Below are 25,126 nucleotides of genomic sequence, written 5' to 3' on the forward strand. Positions count from 1 at the left end.
GCGGCCGCCCGGCATTTGAGGGCAAAAAAGCCATCCCCCTCATCTCTGAAACAGCACGTCGGACAGTGGATGCCGCTGTTCCCAGTGGGCGCGTTCCAGTTCGGGCACGTCGTCCGGCTCGGCGGGGTAGCCGATGCAAAGATAGCCCACCAGGCGCCACTCGGCCGGCACCGCCAGCAGGCCGTTCATCACCTCTGGCCGCAGGATGGAAACCCAGCCGAGGCCGATCCCCTCCGCCCGCGCTGCCAGCCACAGCGTCTGGATGGCCGCGACGGCGGAATAGGCCAGGGTCTCGGGCATGGTGCGGCGGCCCAGGCCGGCGCCTTGCGTCGGGTCGGGATCGACGAACACCGCCAGGTGGCAGGGCGCCTCGCGCAGGCCCGCCAGCTTCAGGCGGGCGTACAGGCGGGCGCGATCCTGCGCCTGGGCGGCCAGCGCCTCGGCGTTGCAGCGCTCGAATTCCATCCGCACGGCGTCGCGGCGGGCGGGATCGTCCACCCGGACGAAGCGCCAGGGCTGGCTGAGGCCCACGGACGGCGCCAGGCAGGCCAGGTCGAGCAGCCGTTCCAGCAATCCATCGGGCAGCGGATCGGTGCGGAAACGCCGCACGTCGCGCCGCCAGACCAGCAGGTCACGGAAGTGGGCCCGGAAGTCGGCGTCGAAGTCGGGGCACGGCCTGTCGGGAGCGGTCATCGGCTGATGGCCCATAGTGCGTCGAGATCCAGGTGGCGTTCGGCGGCCTCGGCCAACTCATCGAGCGCCGCCTCCACCGTGCCGTCATAACTATCGAGGCCGGGCGCCACGTTCCATCGCCGCAGCCATGCCGCCCGCTGGGCGTCATGGCCGAACAGGCCGTGGACATAAGTGCCGGCGATGCGGCCATCAAGGCTGACCGCCCCCTCCGCCACCGCCTCGCCACCCTCCGCCTCCAGATACAGCAGCGGCCGGGCGCGGTCCGGCCCCTGGGTCACACCCAGGTGCATTTCATACCCCGTGAGGGCCGACCCGCTGGCGGCGTCGTGGCCCGTCACCGCGCGCAGGGTCTTGGCCGGGGCCAGCACGGTTTCCACGTCCAGGTAGCCCAGGCCGGCGGCGATGCCGGGCGGCCCCTCGATGCCGTCGGGGTCGGCAACCGTCCGGCCCAGCATCTGATAGCCGCCGCACAGGCCCAGCACCCAGCCCCCCCGACGCACATGGCCTGCCAGGTCGATGTCCCACCCCTGCGCGCGGAAGAAGGCCAGGTCGGCCAGGGTGGCCTTGGACCCCGGCAGGATGACGCCGTGGGCGTCGCCCGGCAGGGGCCGGCCGGGGGGCACCATCACCACCGTAACGCCCGGCTCCAGCCGCAGGGGGTCGAGGTCGTCGAAATTGGCGATGCGCGACAGCATGGGCACGGCGACGCGCAAGGCTCCACCGGAGGCGCGTTTCGCCCAGTGGGCCAAGTCCATGCCGTCCTCGGCCGGCAGGCGGGCTGCCGCCGGCTGGTGCGGCATGACGCCGAAGCAGGGCCAGCTGGTGCGGGCCTCGATCTCCGTCACGCCCTTTTCGAACAAGCGGACGTCACCGCGGAACTTGTTGATCAGGAAGCCGCGGATCTGGGCGCGATCCTCCACGTCCAGCACGCGATGGGTGCCCACCAGGCTGGCGATGACCCCACCCCGGTCGATGTCGCCGGCCAATACCACCGGTACACCGGCCGCGCGGGCGAAGCCCATGTTGGCAATGTCCCCGGCGCGCAGGTTGGTTTCCGCCGGGCTGCCCGCCCCTTCCACCACCACCAGGTCGCACTCCCCCCGCAGGCGGTGGAAGCTTTCCAGCACGGCCGGCAGCAGTTCCCCCTTGCGGCGCTGGTAGGCCGAGGCCTGAGCATTGCCCAGCACGCGGCCGCGCAGCACCAGTTGCGCGCCCAGGTCCGTCTGCGGCTTCAGCAGCACCGGGTTCATGTCCACCGAGGGCGCGACACCGCAGGCGCGGGCCTGCAGCGCCTGGGCGCGGCCGATCTCCCCCCCGTCCGGTGTCACGGCGGCGTTGTTGGACATGTTCTGCGGCTTGAACGGGCGCACCCGCAGGCCGCGCCGGGTATAGGCCCGGGCCAGGGCCGCCACCAGCAGCGACTTGCCCACGTCCGAACCGGTGCCCTGGATCATCAGGGCGCGGGCGCCCCCGGCGGTGCGGTCGGCCATCAGAAGTCGATCCCGCGCTGCGCCTTGATGCCGGCCTGGAAAGGATGTTTCACCGCCTGAAACTCCGTCACCAGGTCGGCAGCCTCGATGATCTCGGGCTTGGCGTTGCGGCCGGTGACCAGGACATGGGTGTCGGGCAGGCGGGCGTTCAGCCCGGCCAGAACATCGGCCACATCCAGGTAGCCGTAGCGCAGCACGATGTTGATCTCATCCAGCACCACCAGGTGGTACTGCGGGTCGGCCAGCATGCGGCGGCCCAGTTCCCACGCGCGGACGGCGGCGGCGATGTCCCGCTCCTTGTCCTGGGTATCCCAGGTGAAGCCCTCGCCCATCACATGGTGGTCGATCAGGTCGGAAAAGCGCGTCAGCGCCGTCTGCTCGCCCGTCGCCCAGTTGCCCTTCACGAACTGGATGAAACCCACGCGCAGGCCATACCCGGCGGTACGCAGCATCATGCCCAGCGCCGCCGTGGTCTTGCCCTTGCCGGGGCCCGTGTGGACCATCAGCAGGCCCTTCTCCCGGGTGGCCTGGGCGACACGGGCGTCCTGCACGGCCTTGCGCTTCTGCATCTTCTCGCGATGGCGGGCGCCTTCGTCATCCGGGGACTCAAGATCGGCCATGGCTACCTCCTTCCGCTCTTATTTCACTTTCAGGGGTAGGCCCGCCACCGTCAGGAACACCTGCGACGCCGTGGCCGCCAGGCGCTGGTGCAGCCGGCCGGCGTGGTCGCGGAAGGCGCGGGCCAGCGCGTTCTCCGGCACGATGCCCATGCCTACCTCATTCCCCACCAGGACGGTGGCGCCCGTACGGGCGGCCAGCGCCCCCTCCAGCGTGGCGACGGCGGCGACCACGTCGCGGTCGGCCAGCATGACGTTGGTCAGCCATAGCGTCAGGCAATCGACCAGGACCGGCCCGTCGCCGGGGGCGGCCAGCGCGCCGGCAAGGTCCAGCGGCGCCTCCACCGTCGTCCAGCCGGGCACGCGGTCGGCCTGGTGGCGGCCGATGCGGTCGCGCATCTCGTCGTCCCAGGCCTGGGCGGTGGCGATATAGGTCCAGGGCCCGGGCAGGGCGGTCACCAGCCCCTCGGCGAAGCGGCTTTTGCCGGAGCGGGCCCCGCCCAGGACCAGAGTGACGCCAGGGACGGCCGTGTGCTCATGCGTCATCAGTCAGTTCCATCCCACCGGCCTCATGCACCCGTGGTATCAGAGGCCAAGACCAGCCGGAAGGAGGGGATTACCTGTCGACGAGACCGAGCGGCCACGGGGCCCCTGGGACCCGCCGCGCCGCTGACCGGTTCCGCCGGGACACCCCGCCCCCGCGACCATGCGAATGCCACCGGCGGCAGGTCTCCTGGCTCACGGGTCACGGCGCCGGCCCAGCCTTCCCAGGTTCCGTTGGGAACCCAGTGGCCATTCCCCGTGCGGCGGGGTGGGCGGCGCTCGCCGTTCACAGTTGCGGGGGCAGCCATGGAGTCGGATGCCGCGCATCCCCACCACGTTCCCTTTTTATCCACAGGCGGACCTGCGGAACCGTCGGCGATGGCAGCCTTACGGCAATCGCCCGTGCCGGGCAAGGGCGGCGTCGCGACATTTTATCTTAAATATGCAACGGCCAAGCCTTGGCACTTGACCTTGAGCACAAAGGTGGTAGGCATAGACCATAGAGCCTATTACCTATGAGATAGGTTATTCTGCAGCATGGTTCGCCCGCCACTTCCTTCCCTGGCCCGCCCGCTGGTGCTCGGCCTCGCCCTTTGGGCGATCGCCCTGGTGGTGATCGAGGCGCAGGTGATTAGTGGACGGTTCGTTTCTGAATTCCACATCTACGCCGAGGCCACCTGGGCCTGGTGGCAGGGCGCTGAGATTTACGAGGATGGCATCAACGGCTTCCTTTACCTGCCATCCAGCGCCGTGCTGTTCACCCCGTGGGCCTATCTGCCGCCGCTGCTGGGCGATGCGCTGTGGCGTCTGAGCCTGCTGGCCGTCTGCTGGTGGGGCGTGGCCCGGCTGTGCCGCCTGCTGGCGCCGGCGAAACGTCAGGGCACCGATTGGCAGCGCCTGTTCGGCGTGGCCCTGCTGGCGGCGCTGCCCATCGGCGTGGTGGATCTGCGGGGCGCCCAGACCGAATTCCTGATGCTGGGCCTGATGCTGGCCGGCCTGGCGGACGTGGCGGAAGGCCGGTGGCGCCGCGCCGCGTTCCTGCTGGTACTGGCCGGCGCGTTCAAGCCCCAGGCCCTGGCCCTGGTCATGCTGGCCTTCGCCCTGTGGCCCCGCCTGCGTCTGTCCCTGGCGCTGTGGCTGACGGCGGCCCTGGCCCTGCCCCTGACGCACTGGGACCCCGGCTACGCCCTGGGCGAATATGGCCAGCTCGTGCGCAAGACCATGAGCAGCGCCAACCCCGGCGGCGGCGTCTGGCACGATTTCGCCAATGGCCTGGCCACCCTGGGCCTGCCACTGGACCTGATGGCCCAGACCGTTATCCGCGCCCTGGCCGGCATCGCCGTGCTGACCCTGGCCCGCGGCACCGTCAGCCGCCTGCCGGCCCCCAAGGCCGCCGCCACCGTGGCGGCCTTGATGGTCACGTATCTGCTGCTGTTCAACCCGCGTACGGTCCTTGGCCATTTCGGCGACATGGCGCTGGTCGCCGGCGCCCTGGCGGGCTGGGAATTTCATGTCCGCCGCAACCGGGCGCTGGGCTGGATGCTGGTGCTGCTGTGCTTCGCGCTGACCACCCACGTCTGGACGCGAGGCCTGCACGTGGCCACCACCACGTGGTTCAAGCCGCTTCTGGCGTGCGGATTCGGCCTGTATGTCGTGGTCCGCTGGGTGCCATCCCTGCCCGACCGGCCCGCCGTGGGCCGTCAGGAAACCCCCGAGGATGCACCGAGGGAGAGCTTGGCAATTCAAGGTTAGCCACCTTTACATTCCCCTCCGCCGACGGGCGCAGTGACGCAGGCCACAGTTTTCCGATTTGGCGGCGATTGGTCGCGGCATGCCTAAATTCGAACCGTTGCGTATCGAAGTAGGTTCCCCTTAACCGTCAAGCGCGTTAATTATTTGGGGCTGTGCCGGGCGGGGGGCGACCTCGGCCCCTGGGCGTAGCGTTGCATTTTTCCGCATCGCATTGCCGGAGCCCCGTCCTCATGTGGATCGTCGCCTACGCCCTGAGGCGTCCCTATAGTTTCGCCGTGCTGGCGGGCCTGATCACGCTACTGGGCGTGCTGAGCCTGTTCCGGATGCCCACGGACATCTTCCCCGAGGTGGAGATCCCCACGGTCACCGTGGTGTGGAGCTACTCGGGCCTGGACGCGCAGGAGATGACGGGCAAGATCACCGCCTTTGGTGAGCTGGCCATCATCAACACCGCCGATAACGTGGCGGAGGTGGAATCCGAGACATCCAACGGCGTGGGCATCATCCGCACCACCTTCCAGCCGGGCGTGAACATCGACCTGGCCATCTCGCAGATCTCCGCCATCTGCCAGACCATCCTGAAGCGCATGCCCACGGGCACGCAGCCGCCGCTGATCGTGCAGTACAGCCGGTCCTCCGTGCCCATCCTGCAGCTGGCCCTGTCGTCCGACACCATGTCCGAGGCGCAGCTGTACGACTATGGCCGCATCACCATCCGGTCGCAGATCAGCGACATCCCCGGCATGCGCCTGCCCCTGCCCTACGGCGGCAACGCGCGCCAGATCATGGTCGATATCGACCCGGACAAGCTGCGCAGCTATGGCCTGACCCCCAACGACGTCAACAAGGCCATCACCGCCCAGAACCTGAATCTGCCGTCCGGTACCGCCAAGATCGGCGACACCGAATACCAGGTGGGCCTGAACAGCTCGCCCATCGCCGTCGATACCTTCAACGACATCCCCTTGCGCGACGTGAACGGCCGCACCGTGTTCATGCGCGACGTGGCCAATGTCCGCGACGGCGCCGCCGTGCAGACCAACGTGGTGCACGCCGACGGCCAGCCCGCCGTGCTGTTGACCATCATGAAGCTGGGTGGCGCCAGCACCCTGGCGGTGGTGGACGAGGTCATGCGCCGGCTGCCGGAGATCCGCAAGGCGGCGCCCGAGGGCATGCGCATCCAGCCGCTGTTCGACCAGACCACCTTCATCAAGCACGCCATGGAGGGCATCCAGCATGAAGGCCTGATCGTGGGCGCGCTGGTGGCCATCCTGATCCTGCTGTTCCTGGGTGGTTGGCGCAGCACGGCCATCGTGCTGACCTCCATCCCGCTGTCCATCCTGACGGCCGTGGCCGTGCTGTCCATGGCCGGCCACACCCTGAACGTCATGACCCTGGGCGGCCTGGCGCTGGCCATCGGCATCCTGGTGGACGACGGCACCGTGGCCATCGAGAACATCCACCGCCACATCGGCATGGGCAAGCCGCTGCGCCAGGCCATCCTGGAAGGCTCGGACGAGGTGGCCTTCCCGGCCCTGGTTTCGACACTGTGCATCTGCATCGTGTTCGTGCCCATCTTCTTCCTGCACGGTATCGCCAAGTACCTGTTCTCGCCCCTGGCGCTGGCCGTCATCTCCTCCATGCTGATGAGCTACGTGCTGTCGCGGACCCTGGTCCCGGCCATGGCCGCCTGGCTGCTGCCGGCGGAACTGCGCGGCCACGGCCATGGCGAGGAGGGCAACCATGGCCACGTTGCGCCCCCGACCGGCCTGGCCGGCGCCTGGGCGCGCTTTCATGCCGGATTCGAGCGCGGCTTCGAGGGCCTGCGCCAGCGGTACCTGAGGGTGCTGGGCGGCGGCCTGTCACGGCCGTGGATGGTAACCGGTTTCGCTGTGGTGCTGCTGGTCTGCGCCGCCGCCACCATCCCCTTCGTCGGCACCAACTTCTTCCCCGAGGTCGATGCCGGCCAATTCCGCCTGCACGTCCGCACCCCCGCCGGCACCCGGCTGGAGGAAGCGTCGCGTCAGTTCGGCGCCATCGAGCGGTCCATCCGCAAGATCATCCCGCCAGAGGAACTGGGCCTGATCATCGACAACATCGGCCTGCCCGACCCGGTGAACCTGGGCCTGACCGACAGCGTCACCGTCAGCTCCGCCGACGGTGAAATCCTGGGTGCCCTGACCGAGAAGCGGTCGCGGCCCACCCATGAGTATGTCGAGCAGATCCGCGCCATGGTGGCCAAGGATTACCCGGGCGTTGAGATCTTCCAAAAGCCCGGCGACATCACCAGCCAGATCCTGAACGGCGCCGTGCCCACCCCCATCGACATCCGCATCATCGGCACGGCCCGCGGGCCCAACGCCCTGATCGCGGAGGACCTGCGCCAGCGCTTCAAGAACATCCCCGGCCTGGTGGACGTGACGCTGCGCCAGGTGACGGCCACCCCGGCCTACCGCATCGAGGTCGACCGGGCCCGCGCCGCCGAGCTGGGCCTGACCCAGAACGACGTGGCGCAGGAGGTGCTGGTGTCGCTGGCGTCCTCGGGCGTGGTCAATCCCAGCTACTGGATGGACGTCAACTCGCTGGTCATCTACCCGGTCGTGGTGCAGTCGCCGCAGCGCCTGATGGCCTCGGCCGAGGATCTGCTGAACACCCCCATCCATTCCACCCGGGTGACGACGCCGGTGCTGCTGCGCAACGTTGCCAAGCTGGTGCCCACCAAGGTGGCCGCGGACATCAGCCGCACCTCCTTCGCGCCCCGCTATGACGTCATCGCCAACGTCTCGGGCCGCGACCTGGGGTCGGTCAGCCGCGACATCAAGGCCGCCATCGACGCCGTGCGCCCGCAGCTGAAGCCCGGCAACCGCATTGAGATGGGCGGCCAGATCAAGACCATGGAGCAGGCCTACGGCGACATCGCCGCCGGCATGGCCCTGGCCGTGGTCTTCGTCTACATGCTGATGGTGGTGAACTTCCAGTCCTGGCTGGACCCGCTGATCGTGCTGGGGGCCACCCCGGCCGCCATCCTGGGCGGCGCCGTGATGCTGCTGCTGACCGGCACCACCTTCAGCGAACCGGCCCTGATGGGTATGATCATGGTCATCGGTGTCGCCACCGCCAACAGCGTGCTGATGGTGTCCTTCGCCAACCAGCGGCGCGAACAGGGCCTGACATCCCTGGACGCCATGGCGGAGGCCGGCGGCGCCCGCCTGCGCCCCGTCATGATGACGGCCCTGGCCATGGTGCTGGGCATGATCCCCATGGCCCTGGCGCTGAGCGAGGGTGGCGAGCAGAACGCCCCCCTGGCCCGCGCGGTGATGGGCGGCCTGCTGTTCTCCACGCCCATGACCCTGCTGGCCGTTCCAGCGTTGTACGTCCTGCTGCATCGCCGGCGCCATGCCGTGCTTGCGACCACCACCGTTCCCGCCGGCTCGGCCGCCGAGTGATTTTAGGAGTCTGATGATTATGACCGCCGCCCCTAAGACCACCGTCCGCCGCCGGTCCTGGATGCTGGGCACCGCCGTCGTGGCCCTGGCCGCCATCGGCCTGGTGTCTGCCCCCCACCTGGCCAGCGGCAACAAGGCCCCGCCCGAAGCCCGGCCGCAGGCGCCGCTGCAGGTGAAGACCACCAACCCCAAGCCGGTGAAATCGTCCGACGGCCTGCTGCTGCCGGCCCAGACCCAGGCCCTGACGGAATACACCGTCTACGCCCGCGTCTCCGGCTATATCGGCAAGCGCCTGGTAGACATCGGCGACGTGGTGAAGGCCGGCCAGACCCTGGCCGTCATCGAGGCGCCCGACCAGGATCAGCAGCTGATGCAGGCCCGCGCGGCACAGCACCAGGCGGAGGCCAACCTGGCCCTGGCCAAATCCAACTACAGCCGGTCCAAGTCCCTGCTGGGCGACGGCTGGGTGACCCGCGAGACCTACGACACCCGCGAGTCCGCCCTGAACGCCGCCCAGGCCGACCTGGAGGCCGCCATCGCCAACGTGAAGCGGCTGGAGCAGCTGACCGCCTACAAGACGGTGACGACGGCCATTGACGGCATCATCACCCAGCGCCTGGTGGAACAGGGCGACCTGGTGGTGGCCGACGCCAGCAGCGGCAAGGCCCTGTACCAGGTGTCCCGCCAAGACCACCTGCGCCTGGTCATCGACGTGCCCCAGGGTCAGGTGCCGGCCGTGGCGGTGGGCGCCGCGGTGGACGCCAGCTTCGTGGAATTCCCGGGCCGCACCTTCCCGGCCAAGGTGGTGCGCATCTCACACGCGGTGGACAGCACCAGCGGCACCATGCGGGTCGAGGCCGACCTGCCCAACCCCGACCTGACCATCCCGGCCGGCATGCGCGGCAACGCCCATTTCCCCGAGGCCGGCGCCCAGGTGCTGGCCCTGCCGGTGAACACCATCGTCACCCGGCCGGAAGGCAAGCGCGTCGCCATCGTCGATGGTGAGGGCAAGGTGCGCTTCCACCCCGTGACCTTGGGCCGTGAATTCAACACCACGGTCGAGGTGGTGGGCGGGGTCAGCGACAAGGACCGCGTGGTGCTGAATCCCAACACCATGCTGAACGACGGCGACGCCGTGACAGTGGCGGAGGATGCGCCCAAGGACGGCGCGGCGAAGTAAAGGCCTGACGTCATTGAAAAACAAACGGCCGCTCCCCCCAGGAGCGGCCGCTTGCTTTTGCGCCGGATGGGCCGGCGCCTGGTACAAGCGTAAAGATGAACCTTACCAAGGTTCGCAGCCGTTGCACTCGATCGGGCTGGCCAGGGCCACCTTGCGCTCAGCCGTCATATGGCTGGTGGCATAGACGCCGACACCGACCAGAACCAGGCACGCCATAACGATCTTCTTGAAAGACATGGATTTTCCCCCATCAAAGCGCCGATCGGGACAATCCCGACGGCAGGCGAAAACAGGGGAAAGCAAACCTCGGGCCAGTTTTCAGACCCTCTACCATCAGGACAGTTTCCAGGTCCTGAAACGGCAAGCCATTGTTAATCCGTTAAGATTTGAGTTATTAGGAAAGTGGCGGCGCAGTCGCCGGCAATATTATTGTTGCCGGTGGGCAATAACGTCTCTTGGCGGGTAGGCAGAAATGACCCATCCTATCGCTCTTTTCCGTCGATTGGGGGCCTGACCCGTGGGCGCCACCGCCAGTTTAATTGGCAGCTTGTTCTTAAGCGTTATCGCGGGTGGTACTGGCCTGTCCGGCGCCGTGGATCAACCCAGCGGCAAGCCTGTTATTCAATTTTTATACCCTGACGTGGGTCCCTTCCTGCAAGGGGCTTCGGATGGTGCGGCCGTGCGCGGACCCATCGCGGCCCGGGTGGAGGCGTTGGCCGCCAAAGCCGGCTATGAGGTTACCTGGCTAGGACCTATCCCGCGTAACCGCATCCTGGCGGACCTGCAGGACGGCAGGGTGGCCTGCACCCCCAACGTCATCAAGACACCGGACCGCGAAGCGCATTTCAAGTTCACCGAGCCGCTGTTCCCGGGGACGGAGTGGCTGGTCATCACCCGCAAGGGCGCCGACTGGATCAAGGGCTACCCGACCTTTGAAAGCCTGATTCGGGATCCGGCCCGGGTCTACGGCAACATGCTGGGCGCATCCAAGGGGCCCGCTTTGGATCGCTTGGCAGCGGAAGAGGCCAGCCACGTCCGACCTATACGTGGCACCCCCGCCGATCTGGTCAAGATGGTGGCGGCTGGCCATATCGATTACACCATCGTTTCCGGCCCCGATGACGCCCGTAACGCGGCCCTGTCGGCGGGCGTGGACCCAGGCGACCTCGTCATCACCCACTTCCCCGAGCTGTCCGCCGTGGGCGCTGGGCGTATCATGTGCGCACAGACGGTGGGCGACGATCTGATCGCCGCCTTCGACCGGGCGCTGGCCGGCGCGCACTGAGCCGCCGGGGCCACCCGTCGTCCGGAGACGGGTGGACGGCGGCGGCTCGGCGGCCCATAAAGGCGGAACCTCCTGATCCTTCCGATCCCTGCCGCTGCGATGATGCCCGACACCCCCTCCGTTCCTGACACCGAATCCCACAGCTGGGATCCCGACCTGCTGCTGGCCGTCGCCACGACGGAGGAAGGCTGCGCCACACTGTCCCAGCTGGGCCTGGTGCGCCCCAAACAGGCGGCGGCCATGGGGCTGGTGCCCCTGCCCCTGGTCTTTCCGGACAAGGAACAAGTGTGGGTGGAGGCGGACCGGCAGGAAGAATTGCTGGCCGTCATCCAGCGCCGCGCATCGGAAGCCGTGGCGCGCCCGGCCCTGCTGGCCGCTGCCCGCCCGCCCCTGCGGGAGGCCGGCTTTGAGATCACCCCGGCCATCGTTCCCGACCGCGTGCGCGTCACGCAGCGGCTGGAACTGCGGCTGCCCAGCTTCCCCCACCCCTATCGCCTGAACGTGGACCGCACCTTCTCCGTCGGTGAGCTCTCTGACCTGGACGGCACGGCCCTGGTCGACCTGGTCGGCGCCGACGGTAAGTTGAATGGCCGGAAGCGCGATGCCGAAGGCAGCCTGGCCCGCCGCCTGGCCGAGATCGAGGCCGAGGTTTCCAGCGATGCCGAGGCCCTGGCCGAGATTCGCGACCGCCTATGGCGGGCCACCCACCACCTGACGGACGCGCCGTCGGTGCTGCGCCGGTGGGAGCGGGAGGTGGCGACCTGGGCGCAGGACCGCATCCATGCCCGCGGCCGCAGCTTTGTCGACAGCCATTTCGACCTGAAGCGCTATGAGGACCTGTTCCCCCTGGCGCGCAGCATGCCCCGCCGCCTGGTGCTGGTGGTCGGTCCCACCAATTCGGGCAAGACCCATCGCGCCATGCAGGCCCTGAAGGACGCCCGCAGCGGCGCCTATCTGGCGCCCTTGCGCCTGCTGGCGCTGGAGATCATGGACCGCCTGAACAAGGAGGGCGTGGCCGCCAACCTGGTGACGGGCGAAGAGGAAATCCGCGTGCCCGGCGCCCGCATCACCGCCTCCACGGTCGAGATGCTGGATCCGGAGAGCCGTCTGGAGGTGGCCGTCATCGACGAGGTCCAGATGCTGGCGGACACGGAGCGCGGCTGGGCCTGGTCGGCCGCCCTGGTGGGCGTGCCGGCGGAGACGGTGTACCTGTTGGGCTCCCCGGACATCCGCCCGGTTATCGAGCGCATGGCCCAGTACCTGGGCGAACCGCTGGAGGTGGTGGAGCTGGAGCGCAAGACGCCGCTGAAGCTGATCGACCGCCGGCTGGAGTGGAGCGACGTGCAGGCGGGCGACGCCTTGATCGCCTTTTCCCGGCGAGAGGTTCATTCCGTCCGCGAAACCATCCGTGCCAAGGGCCTGAGCGCCGCCGTGATCTATGGCGCCCTGGCGCCCGAGGTACGCCGACGGGAGGCGGAGCGCTTCACCACCGGCGAGGCCGACGTGGTGGTGGCGACGGACGCCATCGGCATGGGCCTGAACCTGCCCGTGCGCCGCGTGCTGTTCACCAGCCTGGAGAAGTTCGACGGGCACGAGGTGCGGCCCCTGTCGGGGTCGGAAGTGCGGCAGATCGCCGGCCGCGCCGGCCGCTATGGCAAGTTCGAGGTGGGTGAGTATGGCGTGGTCGGGCGCGGCAGTCCCAACGCCCTGCGCCACATGTACAAGGCGGCGGACGAGAAGGTCCACGCCGCCCTGCCCCTGACCCTGCGGCCCACCCGCGCCATGATGGAACGGTTGGCCACCTACGTCGGCACCGACCGCCTGGTGCCCCTGGTCGACTGCTTCGCCGCCGCCGACACCAAGGGATCGCCCTACGCCTTGGCCGACCTGGCGCCGGTGCGCAAGATGGCGGTGGCCCTGGACGCCCGGCGCCTGGACTTCGACCGCCGCCTGACCCTGCTGTTCATGCCGGCGGACCTGGACCGCGAGACTGACGCCGACCTGGTCTACGGGATTTGCCGCGCCCTGGAGCGGGAGCAGCCCCTGCCGCTGGACGGCGTGGCCGGCAAGCGCATCGACAGCCTGGACGACCTGGGCCTGGAGGCGCAGTCGCGCATCTGCGACCTCTATTACTGGGCCACCCGCAAGTTCCCCGCCTACTTCCCCGATCGCGAGGCCGTCACCGAACGTCGCGCCGCCGTGGCCGAGCGCCTGGCCCAGGTCCTGGCCATGCGCAGCCGGGCGCGGGCGGCGGGCGAAGCTCCCCACAAGCCCAAACCCGGCTTCCGGGGGGCCCCCCGGAAGCGCTATGGTCCCAAGCGGAAGTAATCAGTGACCTTGAACGAAAGGAGCGGCCACGGCCGCCCCGCGATCATCAATCCAGCGTTTCCAGATACGCGGCTTCGCCGCGACTGTCATAGAAGCCGACACCGCCACGGGCGTAGTAGTGGCTGACGATGCTGCGTCGGGTGATTTCGGAATTCACCCGGATACCCCCGCCATGGATCAGGTTCTCGTGCCAAACCAGGATTTGGCCGGCCTTGGGCCGATAAACCAGGCGCTCGAACCCGCCAGCATTAAGCAGGCGGTTGATCTCGTCCCCAAACACCACATAGCTGGAATAGTCGGAAGTGACCTTGGCCAAACCCAGCGGTTCCGCCAGCAGGCGCGGCGTCCGATGGCTGCCGGGGTAAACGAAAAGCTCACCGGATTCCGGTCGCACATCCTCCAACGCCACCCACACACCGCACATATAACCAGCGGGGTAAGGGGTCAGGTGGATTGTGTCCTGGTGTGCATCTTGCTGGCTGCCATTCACGTACAGCAACGTCTGGCAGGCGCAGGCATCATCTCGGAACCACCGCTTCAGGAAATCCAGCACCGGCGGGAACAGCCAAATTTTTCGGCCTTCGGGCAAGCGGTGGGCATCGTGGATGCGCTCACTGGAACCAGGGCGATGCAGTAGGCGTCCACTGAGCAGCGCCGCTTCCACCGCGTTGTTGAACGCTGTGACTGTTTCGATGGGCACCGCTTCATGAAGAACGGTAAAGCCCCAGCGGATCAAGTGCTGAATCGCCGCCTCGGCGTCTGCCGCCGGTTCCACGCTCAGTGGCACATCGGCCGCCGCCGCGATCGCGTCCGGCTGATTGAACCAAGCAACCGACTGCCCGTGGCTGAAAGGATACATGGCGCTGTCGACATGCCCGGCAATCAGAACAGGCGAACCATGCGCCAACAGATCGGCCCGCACACTGTCCGCGAGGGTGCCTTGATTGCTGATCAGCAGTTCGAGGCCCGGCATCTCCGCAAAAGGCCCGGTCGCGATGCCAGTGGTGACACGGAGGTTAACCACGCCATTCGGCACGAGGTGGCTGTTGGCGAGAACAGCCAGTTCCCAAGCGGCTTCGCCAACCTTGGTAGCGATGTCGCTGGCGGCGAAACGCTGCGTGACGCCGCCAAAGTTCAGTTCCACCCAGATGCCGTCAATGGGCTCGGAGCAATGAAGGGTCGACGCCAGACGCAGCAAACCATAAACGGGCGTGGCCGGCGGCCGGTTAGTAACAACCCAAGGGGAGATCGAATGTGGAACGGGGGACATGTATGCCTTCCGATTACAAGACATAGGCAATTAGGCTAATGCTTCCCCTTTGTCGAAGAAAATAGCAACACTTTCAACCGAAAAGGAGAGCTCTTGAAATGCCCTCCGCCGTCTGTTGCAGCGCGGATAAGAACTGACCTTCCAGTTGCGCCTCCGTCACGCGGGAGGCGTGGGTGCTGACGTTCATGGCGGCGATGATCATCCCGCCCCGGCCGCGGATGGGTACGGCGATGGAGCGCAAGCCCTCCTCCAGCTCCTGGTTCACCAGGGCCCAGCCCTGGCCGCCGGCCTGGCGCACGGCGGCCTTGACCGCGTCCGCCTTGATATCCGGCGTGGCGGCCAGGATGGCGTCCAGATCGGCATCGGGCAGGGCCGACAGCAGCACCCGGCCCATGGAGGTGCGGGCGGCCGGCAGGCGGGTGCCGATGCTGATCTCGATGGACATGATGCGCTTCATGGGCACGCGCACGACGTAGACGATGTCCGTGCCGTCCAGCACGGAGATGGAGCAGGATTCCTGCACCCGGCCCACCAGTTCCTGCATGAAGGGCTGGGCGACACCCGTCAGGGTCAGGGATGACAGATAGGCCAGGCCCAGGTTCAACACCTTGGGCCGCAGGCTGAACAGCTTGCCATCGAAGGCGACGTAGCCCAGCGCGCACAGGGTGTGCAGCAGGCGCCGCGCGGTGGCGCGCGTCACGTCGGCGCGCTTGGCCACCTGCGACAGGGTCATGGGCGTGTGGGTGGCGCCGAACGCCTCGATCACCGCCAAGCCGCGTGCCAGCGCCCGCACGAACTCCCCACCCTCGGCACCCGCCTCACCGTCCGCGTCACTCATGCGCCGTCCTCACCCATGCAGAAATTTGCGCCCGCAGCCGTTGACAGGCCGGGGCGGGAGGTTCACTCTAATGTTCATTATACGGACATTTGTACGCTAGACGAACAAAAAGATGCGGCCGACCAAAAAATATCGGCCACGACTTTCCGGGGAGGGGACGGCCGATCAGGCCCTGCGCGATCGCCCACAGGGTGACCGCCGTCCGGGCGCCAGCCAGGCCCCTTCCTTCGCGACGACGAAGGAGTGCGTATTTCATGACCGAAGTCTTCATCTGTGACGCGATCCGGACCCCCATCGGGCGCTATGGCGGCGCCCTGTCGTCGGTGCGTGCCGACGATCTGGCGGCGGTACCGTTGAAGGCCCTGATGGCGCGCAACGCCAGGGTGGATTGGGATGCGGTGGGCGATGTCGTCTTCGGCTGCGCCAACCAGGCGGGGGAGGACAACCGCAACGTGGCCCGCATGGCGGCGCTGCTGGCAGGCCTGCCGGTCGGCCTGGGCGGCACCACCGTCAACCGCCTGTGCGGATCGGGCATGGACGCTGTGGCCATGGCCGCCCGCGTGGTGGCCCTGGGTGAGGCGGACCTGATGATCGCCGGCGGGGTGGAAAGCATGTCCCGCGCGCCCTTCGTCATGGGCAAGGCGGAAGACGCCTTTTCCCGCAAGGCCGAGATCTTCGACACCACCATCGGCTGGCGCTTCGTCAACAAGGCGATGAAGGCGGCCTATGGTGTCGACAGCATGCCAGAGACGGGCGAGAACGTGGCCGAGGACTTTGGCGTTTCCCGCGCCGACCAGGACGCCTTCGCCATCGCCAGCCAGCGCAAGGCCGCCGCCGCCCAGGCGCGCGGCCGGTTTGAGCGGGAAATCGTCCCCGTCACCATCCCCCAGCGCAGGGGCGACCCCAAGGTGGTGTCGGTGGATGAACACCCCCGCCCCGACACGACGCTGGAGGCGCTGGCCAAGCTGAAGGGCGTGGTGAAGCCTGAAGGGACGGTGACCGCCGGCAACGCATCCGGCGTGAACGACGGCGCCGCCGCCCTGCTGCTGGCCTCCGCCGAGGGCGTGCGCAAATACGGCCTGACGCCGCTGGCCCGCTTCGTCGGGGCCGCCACCGCCGGCGTGCCGCCGCGCGTCATGGGCATCGGCCCGGCGCCAGCGACACAGAAGCTGCTGGCCCGCCTGGGCCTGACCATCGGCGACATCGACGTGGTCGAACTGAACGAGGCCTTCGCCAGCCAGGGCCTGGCCGTGCTGCGCCAGCTGGGTATCGCCGACGACGACGCACGGGTGAACCCCAACGGCGGCGCCATCGCGCTGGGCCATCCCCTGGGCATGTCCGGCGCCCGCCTGGTCGCCACCGCCGCCCACGAACTGGCCGGATCGGACGCCAGGCGCGCCATGTGCACCATGTGTATCGGCGTGGGCCAAGGCATCGCCAGCGTCATCGAACGGGTCTGATCACCCCCAGGCACTAAGCACACCGGAACGGAGCGACCAGGCCCCGACTGGGGCCACCGCGTTTGAGGAATAAGAACCGATGTTATCCAAAGTTCGTACTTCAGCCCTGGAAGCCTTGGCCGACGTCCCCGATGGTGCCACGGTCATGGTGGGCGGTTTCGGCAACGCCGGCATGCCCATGGAATTGGTGGATGCCCTGATCGAGCAGGGATCCCGGGACCTGACCATCGTCAGCAACAATGCCGGCAACGGCACCACCGGCTTGGCGGCCCTGCTGGCGGCGGGGCGGGTGCGCAAGGTCATCTGCTCCTTCCCCCGCCAGACCGACAGCTTCATCTTCGACGAACTGTACCGCGCCGGCAAGGTGGAACTGGAACTGGTGCCCCAGGGCAACCTGGTGGAGCGCATCCGTGCCGCCGGCGCCGGCATCGGCGGCTTCTTCACCCCCACGGGCTACGGCACGCCGCTGGCCGAGGGCAAGGAAAGCCGGGTGATCGACGGCCGTGGTTATATCCTGGAATACCCCATCCACGCCGACGTCGCCCTGATCAAGGGCCGCCTGGCCGACCGCTGGGGCAACATGGTATTCCGCAAAACCGCCCGCAACTTCGGCCCCATCATGGCCTCCGCCGCCAAAATCTCCGTGGCGCAGGTGGAGGAGATCGTGGAGCTGGGTGCCCTGGATCCGGAGGCCATTGCCCTGCCGGGGATTTTCATCAGCCGTGTGGTGGCCGTGGGCACGCACGCCGCCCGCTCGGCCGCTTGAGCCAGGAGTTAGAACCATGAGCCACACGCCCCCCAAGTACGTCGCATGGACCCGCGACCAGATGGCCGCCCGCATCGCCAACGACATCGAGGACGGTGCCGTCGTCAACATCGGCATCGGCATGCCGGAACTGGTCGCCGACCATCTGTCGCCCAACAAGGAAATCCTGCTGCACAGCGAGAACGGCATCCTGGGCATGGGCCCCAGGCCCGCCGCCGACGCCGTGGATCCGGACCTGATCAACGCCGGCAAGCAGCCGGTGACCCTGCTGGACGGCGGCGCCTTCTTCGACCACAGCCTGTCCTTCGCCATGATGCGCGGCGGGCACCTGGACATCGCCATCCTGGGTGCCTTCCAGGTGGCGGAGAACGGCGACATCGCCAACTGGTCCACCGGCAAGCCCGGCGCCATCCCGGCCGTGGGCGGCGCCATGGACCTGGCCGTGGGCGCGCGCCAGGTCTTCGTGATGATGGAGCACCTGACCAAGGACGGACAGTCCAAACTGGTGCACCGCTGCACCTATCCCCTGACCGGATTGGGCTGCGTCACCCGCGTCTACACCGACTTGGCGGTGCTGGACGTGACGGCTGGCGGCTTCGCCGTGCGCGATCTGTGCCAGGGCCTGAGCCTGGAGACGCTGGCAGCGTTGTCCGGCCTGACGCTGGCGGCGGCCTGAGCCACCGGGCGGTTGGTGCCGGGGGCTTGGCCCCATCCCGGGTGGTATGAGCGGGATAGGGAAGAAGCGTAAACCACATATGAACCACCGACCCCTTAAGCCATTGACCTAACCGGAAGATTTGGCCTGGCGGCTTGTTCGTACCATTGTAGGTGGAACGAACCTCTCGTATCCTTCAGGGCATGCTTAGGCCCCGGCATCGGCTGGGGCCGTCCCGGGTGGGAAGGGTACGTCGGTGGACCTGGACATCCCCAGCCTGCTGGTCGTCAACACGCTGCTGCAGACCGTGGCGGCCCTGTGCCTGTTGATGGCGGCCCTGTCCCTGCCCCGCCAGGCGGGCCTGTCCTATTGGGCGGCATCCGGCTTCGCCCAGGCGGCCGGCCTGGCCCTGAACAGCCAGACGGGCTGGCTGGGTCTGCTATCCAGCAATTTCCTGATCTTCACCGGCTATGGCCTGGCCTATGTCGGCGTGGTCCGTTTCCTGGGCCGGCCGGTGCATGAGACGTGGCCCGTGTTGGTGGCGGGCGCGCTGCTGGCGGCCGTGTTCCTGTGGTTCACCGTGGGCGCGCCGGAAAGCCGGGGCCGCATCCTGGTCAGCAGCCTGTTCTTCACCACCCTGTCGGCCGCCATCGCCTGGCACCTGGTGCGCCATGCGGAGCGGGATTTATGTCCCGCCGCGACCGTCACCGGCGCCCTGTACGCGGCGTGGGCGCTGCTGGCCTTGGCCCGGGCCGGCTGGGCCCTGGTGATCGACTGGGAGGGCACCATGCAGGAGCCGCACGCCATGAAGGTGGCGACCCGCCTGGTCATCATCTGCATCACCACCACCGTCACCAACGGCTATCTGTGGATGATCAGCCGGCGCCTGGATTCCGAACTGATGCAGCAGGCCCGGCAGGACCCGCTGACCGGCGTGGCCAATCGCCGGGTGCTGTGGGCGGCGGGCGAGATGGAGGTGTCGCGCGCCCTGCGTCACCATCGGGCGCTGTCGCTGCTGATGATCGACATCGACCATTTCAAGGCGGTGAACGATCGCTGGGGCCACGGCACCGGTGACGCCCTGCTGGTGGCCGTGGCGGACTGCCTGACGCGGGAGCTGCGGCGCAGCGACATCCTGGCCCGGGTGGGTGGGGAGGAATTCATGGCCCTGCTGCCCGAAACCGGCTTGGAAGACGCCTGGGCGGTGGCGGAACGGGTGCGCCAGCAGACGGCGACCATCTCCCTGGACCGGCCGCAGGGAGCGGTGCGCTGCACCGTCAGCATCGGTGTCGCCACGCTGGGGGCCGACGGCCATGTGTGGGAGGAGCTGGTAACGGCGGCCGACCAGGCGCTGTACCGCGCCAAGGACACCGGCCGCAACCGCACCGAAACGCTGAGCATCGGGCCCGGTGGGCTGGAGACGCCCCTACCCCTGGCCCAATCGGGCTGGACCGCCTGACGTCCGCGCATGGGAGGTCGAGGCCGTTGCCACGGCCCCGGCGCCCACCGGTTCAGGCGTGATCGGGGCGGTTCACCACCCTCGATCCATACATCAGACTTTGCATCAGGCCGTCACGTTCACCGACTGCCCCGCGCCCGTCCGCTGGGTGAAAGAGGACAGCAGGCTGGCCGCCGACGACACGTCGCCGCTGTTGAGCGAGCTGCCGATCTGGCTGAGCAGGCTTTTCAGCGGCTTGCCGGTGTCGCTGGCGGTGTCGCTGGCAGTGCCGTCGGTCGATGAGGACGTGCCGTCGCTGTCCGTGCCGCTGTTGTCGTTGCGACTCAGCAGCTGGGTCAGGCTGCTGTAGGCGGACTGGGCGCTGGACAGATCGCCGGAGGACAAGGCGTCCGACAGGCTGGAGAAGGCGGAACGCACGGCGGACGCCTGACCGTTGCCGCCGCCCTGGCCACCGCCAATCCCACTGGCATCCCCGCCCGGGGGCGCGCCCGGCGGCGGGCCATGGCGGTCACCCCCGTGGGACTTGATGTCGGCGAAGGCGCTCTGCGCGCCCGAGACGTCGCCGTTCTGCAGGGCCGTTCCCACCTTGTCCAAGGCGTCCTTCAGCGGGTTGCCGCCGCTGGAGGAGGACGCGGAATTGGCGGGCGCGTTGGCCTGCAAATCCTTGCTCAGGGTGTCATAGGCCGACTTGGCCGTATCCAGGTCACCGGAAGACAGCGCGTCGCTCAAGGCCTTGAAGTCGTCCTTGATGGTCGACTTCGCGGACTGAGCCGTGCCGCTGGTGCTCGTCGTATACGCAGCGGTGGTAGACGACGACACAGAAGAGATCGACATGAACACTCTCCGTCGTCGGGGTCTGATTGGAAATATCGGGGGTCGGCCCCGTTGAGACCCCCCGACGCGCGTTGCACGCAAGGGGATCTGGAGTCCGTCGCATTTTTCTCGAAAAAAATGCGCCTGATTATCCGAAGATAGCCGTTTGACTTATTAGGGTTAAATTAGCCACACGCGCTTGCAGTAATGCATCGCATCACTGCAAGCGATGATCCTTTCGGGAATTATTGGGTCAGGGCTTGCGCGGCGGCAGCATCTCCCGCCACAGGGGCAGGCGCCTTTCCAGGTCGGCGAAGGTGACCAGCGCTTCGGGACACTCGTTCCGGTTGGGCGCCTGAGTCTGCATGGTGACAGCCGTGTTGACCAGGAAATCGAACATCTCGCCCACCTTGCGGCGCTCGTCCGGGTTGGGCGCCGTCAGGTCCAGGAGTTCCCGCACCTGGTCGGAGGCATGGTCGGTGCGCGCCACCGTGACACCACAGGCCTTGGCCTGTCCGATGATAGGCCCAGCGGAGCGGGCATAATCCCACACGTCCGCCCGCGCGACAGCGGGCGGCAGCAGCAGGCCCAGCAGGGCGAAGACGACGCACGCGCGGATGTGGAGCACCCTTCTCAGCATGCCCCGAAGATAGGATGCGGACGCCGCCGACGCCAGCGCCTACCCCCCGATCAGCAGCTTGGTCAGCCAGCGGTGCAGGGGTTTCAGCGGCGGGCGGGCCAGGCGGTCCAGGCGGGGGCCCTTGCGGTCGAACACCGCCTTCAGGTGGCTGAAGGTGTCGAAGCCGTCGCGGCCGTGATAGCGGCCCATGCCGCTGGGACCGATGCCGCCGAAGGGCAGATCCTCAACCGCCACGTGGATCAGGGTGTCGTTGACCACCACGCCGCCGGCAGCGGTGGTCTTCAGCGCCCGGTCGATCAGGGCGCGATCGCGCCCGAACAGGTAGAAGGCCAGCGGCCGGGGCCGGTCCCGCACATAGTCCAGCGCCTGGCCGACATCGTCATAGGGCACGATAGGCAGGAGGGGCCCGAAGATCTCCTCCCGCTGCAGGGCAATATCCTCGGGCGGGTCCAGCACCACGGCGGGGCCGATGTCCAGGCCCGGCACAGGCGGGCCCAATTCACGCACCACGGCCCCCCGCCCCTTGGCCTCCGCCACCAGCGCCGCCATGCGGGCGCGGCCCGCCCCGCCGAAGACGGCGGACATAGCGCTGGCATCCCCTTCCGCCGGGAAATAGCCGGGCACGGCCCGGGCCAGTTCCGCCACGAAGTCCTGTATCCGGGACCGGGGCACCAGGGCGTAGTCGGGCGCCACGCACGTCTGGCCGGCGTTGGTGAACTTGCCATAGGCGATGTCGGTGGCGGCGGAGGTGAGGTCGGCATCGGGCAGCACCAGCGCCGGCGACTTGCCGCCCAGTTCCAGGGTGACGGGCGTCAGAGTCTCCGCCGCCGCCTTCATCACCAGGCGCCCCACCCGGGTGGATCCGGTGAACAGGATATGATCGAAGGGCAGCCGGCCGAAGTGGGCCCCCACCTCCGCCCCGCCGGAAACGACGGTGGCCACGTCACCGGGCACCGCCTCGGCCACGATATCGGCGATCAGCGCCGTGGTGCGGGGCGTCAGCTCCGATGGCTTCAGCAGCACCCGGTTGCCGGCGGCCAGCGCCCCGGTCAGGGGCCCCAGCGCCAGGAACAAGGGGTAGTTCCAGGGGGCGATTATTCCGACCACGCCCACCGGCTGCGGCTGCACCCAGGCGCGGCCAGGGCCCAGGGCCAGGGGCACGGACCGGCGGCGGGGCCGCATCCAGCCCGCCAGGTGGCGGCGGGCATGGCGCAGGCCTTCCAGCGACACGAAGATCTCGGCGAACAGCGTCTCATGAGCCAGCCGGCCGCCGAAATCGGCATCCACGGCCTGGACCAGGGCATCCTGGCGGCGGACCAGCGCTCGTTCCAACGCCCTTAGCTGGTCCCGCCGCCGCTCCGCCGGGGGGTAGGGATCCTGCCGCGCCGCCGCCCGCAGCCGGTCAAAGGCCCGGGTCACCGCCAACAGGTCGTCACCCCGTTGCTCCACCGCCATCATCCTTTCCTCCTCCACCCTTCCCACTTTCTTACAGGCCGGCGACCGCCGGCCCCCCGCAGATTTCCGGGGAGCGCAGCGGACTGGAAATAGAGGATAGCCAAAGGCCCGTACGGGCCTGCCGGCGCCTGAGGAACCTTAAAAATGCCAGCTCAGGTAACCGCCGAAGCGGCGGGGCGAGCCCATGCTGATGGAATCCAGACCGAAGCTGTCCAGGTTGTTGATATCCATGATGTAGGTCTGGTCGAACAGGTTCCGCACCCACAGGCCAAGGCTGATGGTGCCGTTGGGCGCGGTCCAGCCCAGCCGCGCGTCCGTCAGCCAATAACCGGACTGGCTGAGACGGGTCAGGTTGTGGCTGTCGAAATAGACCAGCGACCGGTAGGAGACGTCGATGCTGGCGTTCAGCGTGCCGGCGTCCTTGCCGCCCGCACCGTCCAGCGGCTGGTCATAGCTGACCAAGCCGCTGAGGGTCCAGCGGGGCGCGGAGGGCAAGCGGTTGCCGGACAGACTCTCCCCCTCCGAGACATAGTTCTGGTATTCGCTGTTGAGGTATTCGCCGCCCAGGCTGATCTCCAGTCCCTTCAGCGGCACCAGGGTGACGTCCGCGTCCACACCGTAGAGGCGGGCGTTGGCGGCGTTGTTGAAGGTCTGGGTGGGGACGCCGTCGCGGGTGACGATCTGAAAGACCTGCAGATTGCTGTAGTCGTAATAGAAGCCGGCGGCGTTCAGGCGCAGGCGCTTGTTCCACAGCTCGGTCTTGGCGCCCACCTCATAGGCGTCCAGCGTCTCGTCGGCATAGGGCGCCAGGTCGGCCGCGTCGCGAGTATAGCCGCCGAAGAAACCGCCGCTTTTGTAGCCGCGGTTGTAGCTGGCGTAGAGCATGACGTCGTCGGTGGGCTTCACCTGGATGGAGGCGCGGCCCGACACGCTGTCGAAGGATTTGGAGGCGGCGTAGCTCAACACGTCCACCACCTGCTCCACCGTGCTGCGGTAGCGGAAATCCTTGTCATCCTGGGAATAGCGCAGGCCGCCGGTCAGGGTGACCATGTCCGTCAGCTGGTAATCCACCTGGCCAAAAACAGCGTAGCTGTCGCTGATCTGGGTATAAGGATAGCCCACCGTGGCCACGTTGTTCTCCAGCGAGAAGCCGGTGGGGTTGTCGTCGGTGATGAACAGGGGCCGCAGGTCGCGCAGGATGTCGTACTGGCTGGCGGTGTTCAGATAGTCATGCAGGAAATAGGCGCCGGCCACGCCGCGCCACCTGTCGCCCAGCGGCGCCTCCACCCGCAGTTCCTGGGACACGTCGTGCTGTGTCGCCTTGTAGGTGCTGGTCAGTAGGTTGTTGGGGCTGGCGTCGGTGTCCTCCAGATCGTTGCGCTCGGCGCTGTCGAAGCCGGTGATGGAATAGAGGGTGGCCTTGCCCAGGTCCCACCGCACGTTGACGGAGGCGCCCCAGGTGTCGACCTTATCCTGGCCCTTGATGTTGTAGGCGCCGGCGTAGGGGTTGTTGTCGGTATCGGCATAGCCCAATGCGTCGGTGCACAGGCCGGAGGCGTAGGCGCCGGCGGCGCACAGCCCATCGGGGCCCGCGACGGACGGATCCTGCGGGATCAGGGGCCGGGACTGGAAATGCCGGCTGTCGCCCCGGTTCTGGCCGCCATGGAACTGAACCGTGACGCTGAGGTCATCGCTGGGCGTGAACAGCAGACTGGCCCGCCCGCCCCAGCGGTTCACGGCGTTGACGTAGTCGTTGTAGTAGCGGTTGTAGGTGTCGCCGTCGTCGCGTTCGTAGACGCCCGCCAGGCGCACCGCCAGCTTGCCCGGGACGATGGCGCCGCCCACACCGGCCTCCGCCTTCACGGAATTGAAGCGGCCGTATTCCAGGCTGCCGTCGCTGGTGGTCTCGAAGGTCGGCTGGCGCGACGTGATGTTGATGGCGCCGCCGGTGGTGTTGCGGCCGTAGAGCGTGCCCTGGGGCCCCTTCAGCACCTCCACTCGTTCCAGGTCGAAGAACTGCCCCAACTGCGCCAGGGGCGACGCCACGAAGACGCCGTCCGCATAAATGCCGACGGCGCCGGCGGCGTTGGCGTTGAAGTCGTTCAGGCCCACGCCGCGGATAAACACCTTGGGATTGGCGCTGGCGTCGGACGTCTTGATCTGCAGCCCCGGCGTCAGGGCCGGCAGATCCTGCACGTCGCGCACGCCGGTCTTCTCCAGCGTCTCGGCCGTCAGCGCCGTGATGGCCACCGGCACATCCTGCAGGTTTTCCGCCCGCTTCTGCGCCGTGACCACGATTTCCTGCAACACGCCGTCGGTGTCGGGCGGTGCCGCCGACTGGGCGCGTGCCGGCGCCTGCAAAGCCACCAGCGCCACACCCGCCAGCAGCATGAACCCAGCACCCGCCTTGCCTATCCGCATCATGGTTGGCTCCCT

At 67.9% G+C, this 25,126-nt stretch carries 20 protein-coding genes and 1 riboswitch; of the genes, 9 read left to right on the top strand and 11 right to left on the bottom strand.

The genetic code is table 11. From position 1 onward, the window contains the following. Positions 1 to 39: 39 nt before the first annotated feature. From bluB to cobU, 4 genes are read right to left on the bottom strand one after another with little or no spacing between them, the layout of a single operon-like run. On the bottom strand, positions 40 to 693 hold the full coding sequence (bluB, locus tag FBZ87_RS22770) for a 5,6-dimethylbenzimidazole synthase (protein WP_145612879.1): 654 nt from the start codon (positions 691 to 693) through the stop codon (positions 40 to 42). Then, positions 690 to 2,183: a cobyric acid synthase gene (locus FBZ87_RS22775; RefSeq protein WP_145612880.1), complete on the bottom strand. Its 1,494-nt coding sequence runs from the start codon at positions 2,181 to 2,183 to the stop codon at positions 690 to 692. Before FBZ87_RS22775 ends, bluB begins: the two co-directional genes overlap by 4 nt. After that, positions 2,183 to 2,803: a cob(I)yrinic acid a,c-diamide adenosyltransferase gene (gene cobO, locus FBZ87_RS22780; RefSeq protein WP_145612881.1), complete on the bottom strand. Its 621-nt coding sequence runs from the start codon at positions 2,801 to 2,803 to the stop codon at positions 2,183 to 2,185. Before cobO ends, FBZ87_RS22775 begins: the two co-directional genes overlap by 1 nt. Positions 2,804 to 2,821: 18 nt before the next feature. After that, a complete protein-coding gene (gene cobU / locus FBZ87_RS22785) occupies positions 2,822 to 3,346 on the bottom strand; it encodes a bifunctional adenosylcobinamide kinase/adenosylcobinamide-phosphate guanylyltransferase (protein ID WP_145612882.1) in 525 nt (174 codons plus the stop codon). A 160-nt stretch (positions 3,347 to 3,506) separates the two neighbouring features. After that, a riboswitch (cobalamin riboswitch) is annotated at positions 3,507 to 3,732 on the bottom strand. 148 nt (positions 3,733 to 3,880) lie between these two features. Between cobU and FBZ87_RS22790 the strand changes: the two genes are divergently transcribed. From FBZ87_RS22790 to FBZ87_RS22800, 3 genes are all read left to right on the top strand, one after another. Beyond that, positions 3,881 to 5,095 carry a glycosyltransferase 87 family protein gene (locus tag FBZ87_RS22790; protein ID WP_145612883.1) on the top strand — a complete coding sequence of 405 codons (1,215 nt, stop codon included), beginning with the start codon at positions 3,881 to 3,883 and terminating at the stop codon, positions 5,093 to 5,095. A gap of 230 nt (positions 5,096 to 5,325) precedes the next feature. After that, on the top strand, positions 5,326 to 8,541 hold the full coding sequence (locus tag FBZ87_RS22795) for an efflux RND transporter permease subunit (protein WP_145612884.1): 3,216 nt from the start codon (positions 5,326 to 5,328) through the stop codon (positions 8,539 to 8,541). 19 nt (positions 8,542 to 8,560) lie between these two features. Beyond that, positions 8,561 to 9,721 (top strand): efflux RND transporter periplasmic adaptor subunit, encoded by a 1,161-nt coding sequence (locus tag FBZ87_RS22800; RefSeq protein ID WP_186454923.1) that lies wholly within the window; start codon positions 8,561 to 8,563, stop codon positions 9,719 to 9,721. A 102-nt stretch (positions 9,722 to 9,823) separates the two neighbouring features. Here FBZ87_RS22800 and FBZ87_RS30135 read toward each other — a convergent pair whose 3' ends face one another. Then, entirely contained in the window at positions 9,824 to 9,958 is a 135-nt protein-coding gene (locus FBZ87_RS30135) for a hypothetical protein (RefSeq protein ID WP_277906069.1), read from the bottom strand. Between the two features lie 442 nt (positions 9,959 to 10,400). Between FBZ87_RS30135 and FBZ87_RS22805 the strand changes: the two genes are divergently transcribed. Together FBZ87_RS22805 and FBZ87_RS22810 are read left to right on the top strand one after the other, a co-directional pair. Continuing rightward, positions 10,401 to 11,006, top strand: coding sequence for a substrate-binding periplasmic protein (locus FBZ87_RS22805; protein WP_186454924.1), 606 nt, complete (start codon positions 10,401 to 10,403; stop codon positions 11,004 to 11,006). A 99-nt stretch (positions 11,007 to 11,105) separates the two neighbouring features. Further along, positions 11,106 to 13,334, top strand: coding sequence for a helicase-related protein (locus tag FBZ87_RS22810; RefSeq protein WP_246134539.1), 2,229 nt, complete (start codon positions 11,106 to 11,108; stop codon positions 13,332 to 13,334). A 46-nt stretch (positions 13,335 to 13,380) separates the two neighbouring features. Here the strand turns inward: FBZ87_RS22810 and FBZ87_RS22815 are convergent, their stop codons facing one another. Both FBZ87_RS22815 and FBZ87_RS22820 read right to left on the bottom strand, forming a co-directional pair. After that, a complete protein-coding gene (locus FBZ87_RS22815) occupies positions 13,381 to 14,604 on the bottom strand; it encodes a phytanoyl-CoA dioxygenase family protein (RefSeq protein ID WP_186454925.1) in 1,224 nt (407 codons plus the stop codon). Between the two features lie 73 nt (positions 14,605 to 14,677). Next, positions 14,678 to 15,442, bottom strand: coding sequence for an IclR family transcriptional regulator domain-containing protein (locus FBZ87_RS22820; RefSeq protein ID WP_145612888.1), 765 nt, complete (start codon positions 15,440 to 15,442; stop codon positions 14,678 to 14,680). Between the two features lie 254 nt (positions 15,443 to 15,696). On the opposite strand from FBZ87_RS22820, the gene pcaF reads away from it, so the two are divergent. The 4 genes from pcaF (at position 15,697) to FBZ87_RS22840 (ending at position 19,782) form a co-directional block, all read left to right on the top strand. Beyond that, entirely contained in the window at positions 15,697 to 16,902 is a 1,206-nt protein-coding gene (gene pcaF / locus FBZ87_RS22825) for a 3-oxoadipyl-CoA thiolase (RefSeq protein WP_145612889.1), read from the top strand. A gap of 79 nt (positions 16,903 to 16,981) precedes the next feature. Then, on the top strand, positions 16,982 to 17,668 hold the full coding sequence (locus FBZ87_RS22830; protein ID WP_145612890.1) for a 3-oxoacid CoA-transferase subunit A: 687 nt from the start codon (positions 16,982 to 16,984) through the stop codon (positions 17,666 to 17,668). Between the two features lie 16 nt (positions 17,669 to 17,684). Continuing rightward, the gene (locus tag FBZ87_RS22835) at positions 17,685 to 18,344 is read left to right on the top strand and encodes a 3-oxoacid CoA-transferase subunit B (RefSeq protein ID WP_145612891.1); all 660 of its coding nucleotides are present in this window, start codon (positions 17,685 to 17,687) and stop codon (positions 18,342 to 18,344) included. A 235-nt stretch (positions 18,345 to 18,579) separates the two neighbouring features. Then, positions 18,580 to 19,782: a GGDEF domain-containing protein gene (locus tag FBZ87_RS22840; RefSeq protein ID WP_145612892.1), complete on the top strand. Its 1,203-nt coding sequence runs from the start codon at positions 18,580 to 18,582 to the stop codon at positions 19,780 to 19,782. Between the two features lie 105 nt (positions 19,783 to 19,887). Here FBZ87_RS22840 and FBZ87_RS22845 read toward each other — a convergent pair whose 3' ends face one another. The 4 genes from FBZ87_RS22845 to FBZ87_RS22860 all read right to left on the bottom strand — a co-directional run bounded on the left by FBZ87_RS22845 (position 19,888) and on the right by FBZ87_RS22860 (position 25,114). Beyond that, positions 19,888 to 20,616, bottom strand: a complete 729-nt coding sequence (locus tag FBZ87_RS22845; protein ID WP_145612893.1) for a hypothetical protein — start codon at positions 20,614 to 20,616, stop codon at positions 19,888 to 19,890. Between the two features lie 232 nt (positions 20,617 to 20,848). Beyond that, the gene (locus tag FBZ87_RS22850) at positions 20,849 to 21,223 is read right to left on the bottom strand and encodes a hypothetical protein (RefSeq protein ID WP_145612894.1); all 375 of its coding nucleotides are present in this window, start codon (positions 21,221 to 21,223) and stop codon (positions 20,849 to 20,851) included. A 51-nt stretch (positions 21,224 to 21,274) separates the two neighbouring features. Next, positions 21,275 to 22,693 (bottom strand): coniferyl aldehyde dehydrogenase, encoded by a 1,419-nt coding sequence (locus FBZ87_RS22855; protein WP_145612895.1) that lies wholly within the window; start codon positions 22,691 to 22,693, stop codon positions 21,275 to 21,277. Between the two features lie 135 nt (positions 22,694 to 22,828). After that, a complete protein-coding gene (locus tag FBZ87_RS22860) occupies positions 22,829 to 25,114 on the bottom strand; it encodes a TonB-dependent receptor (protein ID WP_211107099.1) in 2,286 nt (761 codons plus the stop codon). Positions 25,115 to 25,126 lie beyond the last annotated feature (12 nt).

This window comes from Nitrospirillum amazonense, assembly GCF_007828035.1.
GTDB lineage: Bacteria > Pseudomonadota > Alphaproteobacteria > Azospirillales > Azospirillaceae > Nitrospirillum > Nitrospirillum amazonense.

What these genes read in the sequence shown, in the direction of transcription:
- bluB (WP_145612879.1), bottom strand. Translation starts at nt 693, where the DNA reads ATGACCGCTCCCGACAGGCCGTGCCCCGACTTCGACGCCGACTTCCGG.
- FBZ87_RS22775 (WP_145612880.1), bottom strand. Translation starts at nt 2,183, where the DNA reads ATGGCCGACCGCACCGCCGGGGGCGCCCGCGCCCTGATGATCCAGGGC.
- cobO (WP_145612881.1), bottom strand. Translation starts at nt 2,803, where the DNA reads ATGGCCGATCTTGAGTCCCCGGATGACGAAGGCGCCCGCCATCGCGAG.
- cobU (WP_145612882.1), bottom strand. Translation starts at nt 3,346, where the DNA reads ATGACGCATGAGCACACGGCCGTCCCTGGCGTCACTCTGGTCCTGGGC.
- FBZ87_RS22790 (WP_145612883.1), top strand. Translation starts at nt 3,881, where the DNA reads ATGGTTCGCCCGCCACTTCCTTCCCTGGCCCGCCCGCTGGTGCTCGGC.
- FBZ87_RS22795 (WP_145612884.1), top strand. Translation starts at nt 5,326, where the DNA reads ATGTGGATCGTCGCCTACGCCCTGAGGCGTCCCTATAGTTTCGCCGTG.
- FBZ87_RS22800 (WP_186454923.1), top strand. Translation starts at nt 8,561, where the DNA reads ATGACCGCCGCCCCTAAGACCACCGTCCGCCGCCGGTCCTGGATGCTG.
- FBZ87_RS30135 (WP_277906069.1), bottom strand. Translation starts at nt 9,958, where the DNA reads ATGTCTTTCAAGAAGATCGTTATGGCGTGCCTGGTTCTGGTCGGTGTC.
- FBZ87_RS22810 (WP_246134539.1), top strand. Translation starts at nt 11,106, where the DNA reads ATGATGCCCGACACCCCCTCCGTTCCTGACACCGAATCCCACAGCTGG.
- FBZ87_RS22815 (WP_186454925.1), bottom strand. Translation starts at nt 14,604, where the DNA reads ATGTCCCCCGTTCCACATTCGATCTCCCCTTGGGTTGTTACTAACCGG.
- FBZ87_RS22820 (WP_145612888.1), bottom strand. Translation starts at nt 15,442, where the DNA reads ATGAGTGACGCGGACGGTGAGGCGGGTGCCGAGGGTGGGGAGTTCGTG.
- pcaF (WP_145612889.1), top strand. Translation starts at nt 15,697, where the DNA reads ATGACCGAAGTCTTCATCTGTGACGCGATCCGGACCCCCATCGGGCGC.
- FBZ87_RS22830 (WP_145612890.1), top strand. Translation starts at nt 16,982, where the DNA reads ATGTTATCCAAAGTTCGTACTTCAGCCCTGGAAGCCTTGGCCGACGTC.
- FBZ87_RS22835 (WP_145612891.1), top strand. Translation starts at nt 17,685, where the DNA reads ATGAGCCACACGCCCCCCAAGTACGTCGCATGGACCCGCGACCAGATG.
- FBZ87_RS22845 (WP_145612893.1), bottom strand. Translation starts at nt 20,616, where the DNA reads ATGTCGATCTCTTCTGTGTCGTCGTCTACCACCGCTGCGTATACGACG.
- FBZ87_RS22855 (WP_145612895.1), bottom strand. Translation starts at nt 22,693, where the DNA reads ATGATGGCGGTGGAGCAACGGGGTGACGACCTGTTGGCGGTGACCCGG.
- FBZ87_RS22860 (WP_211107099.1), bottom strand. Translation starts at nt 25,114, where the DNA reads ATGATGCGGATAGGCAAGGCGGGTGCTGGGTTCATGCTGCTGGCGGGT.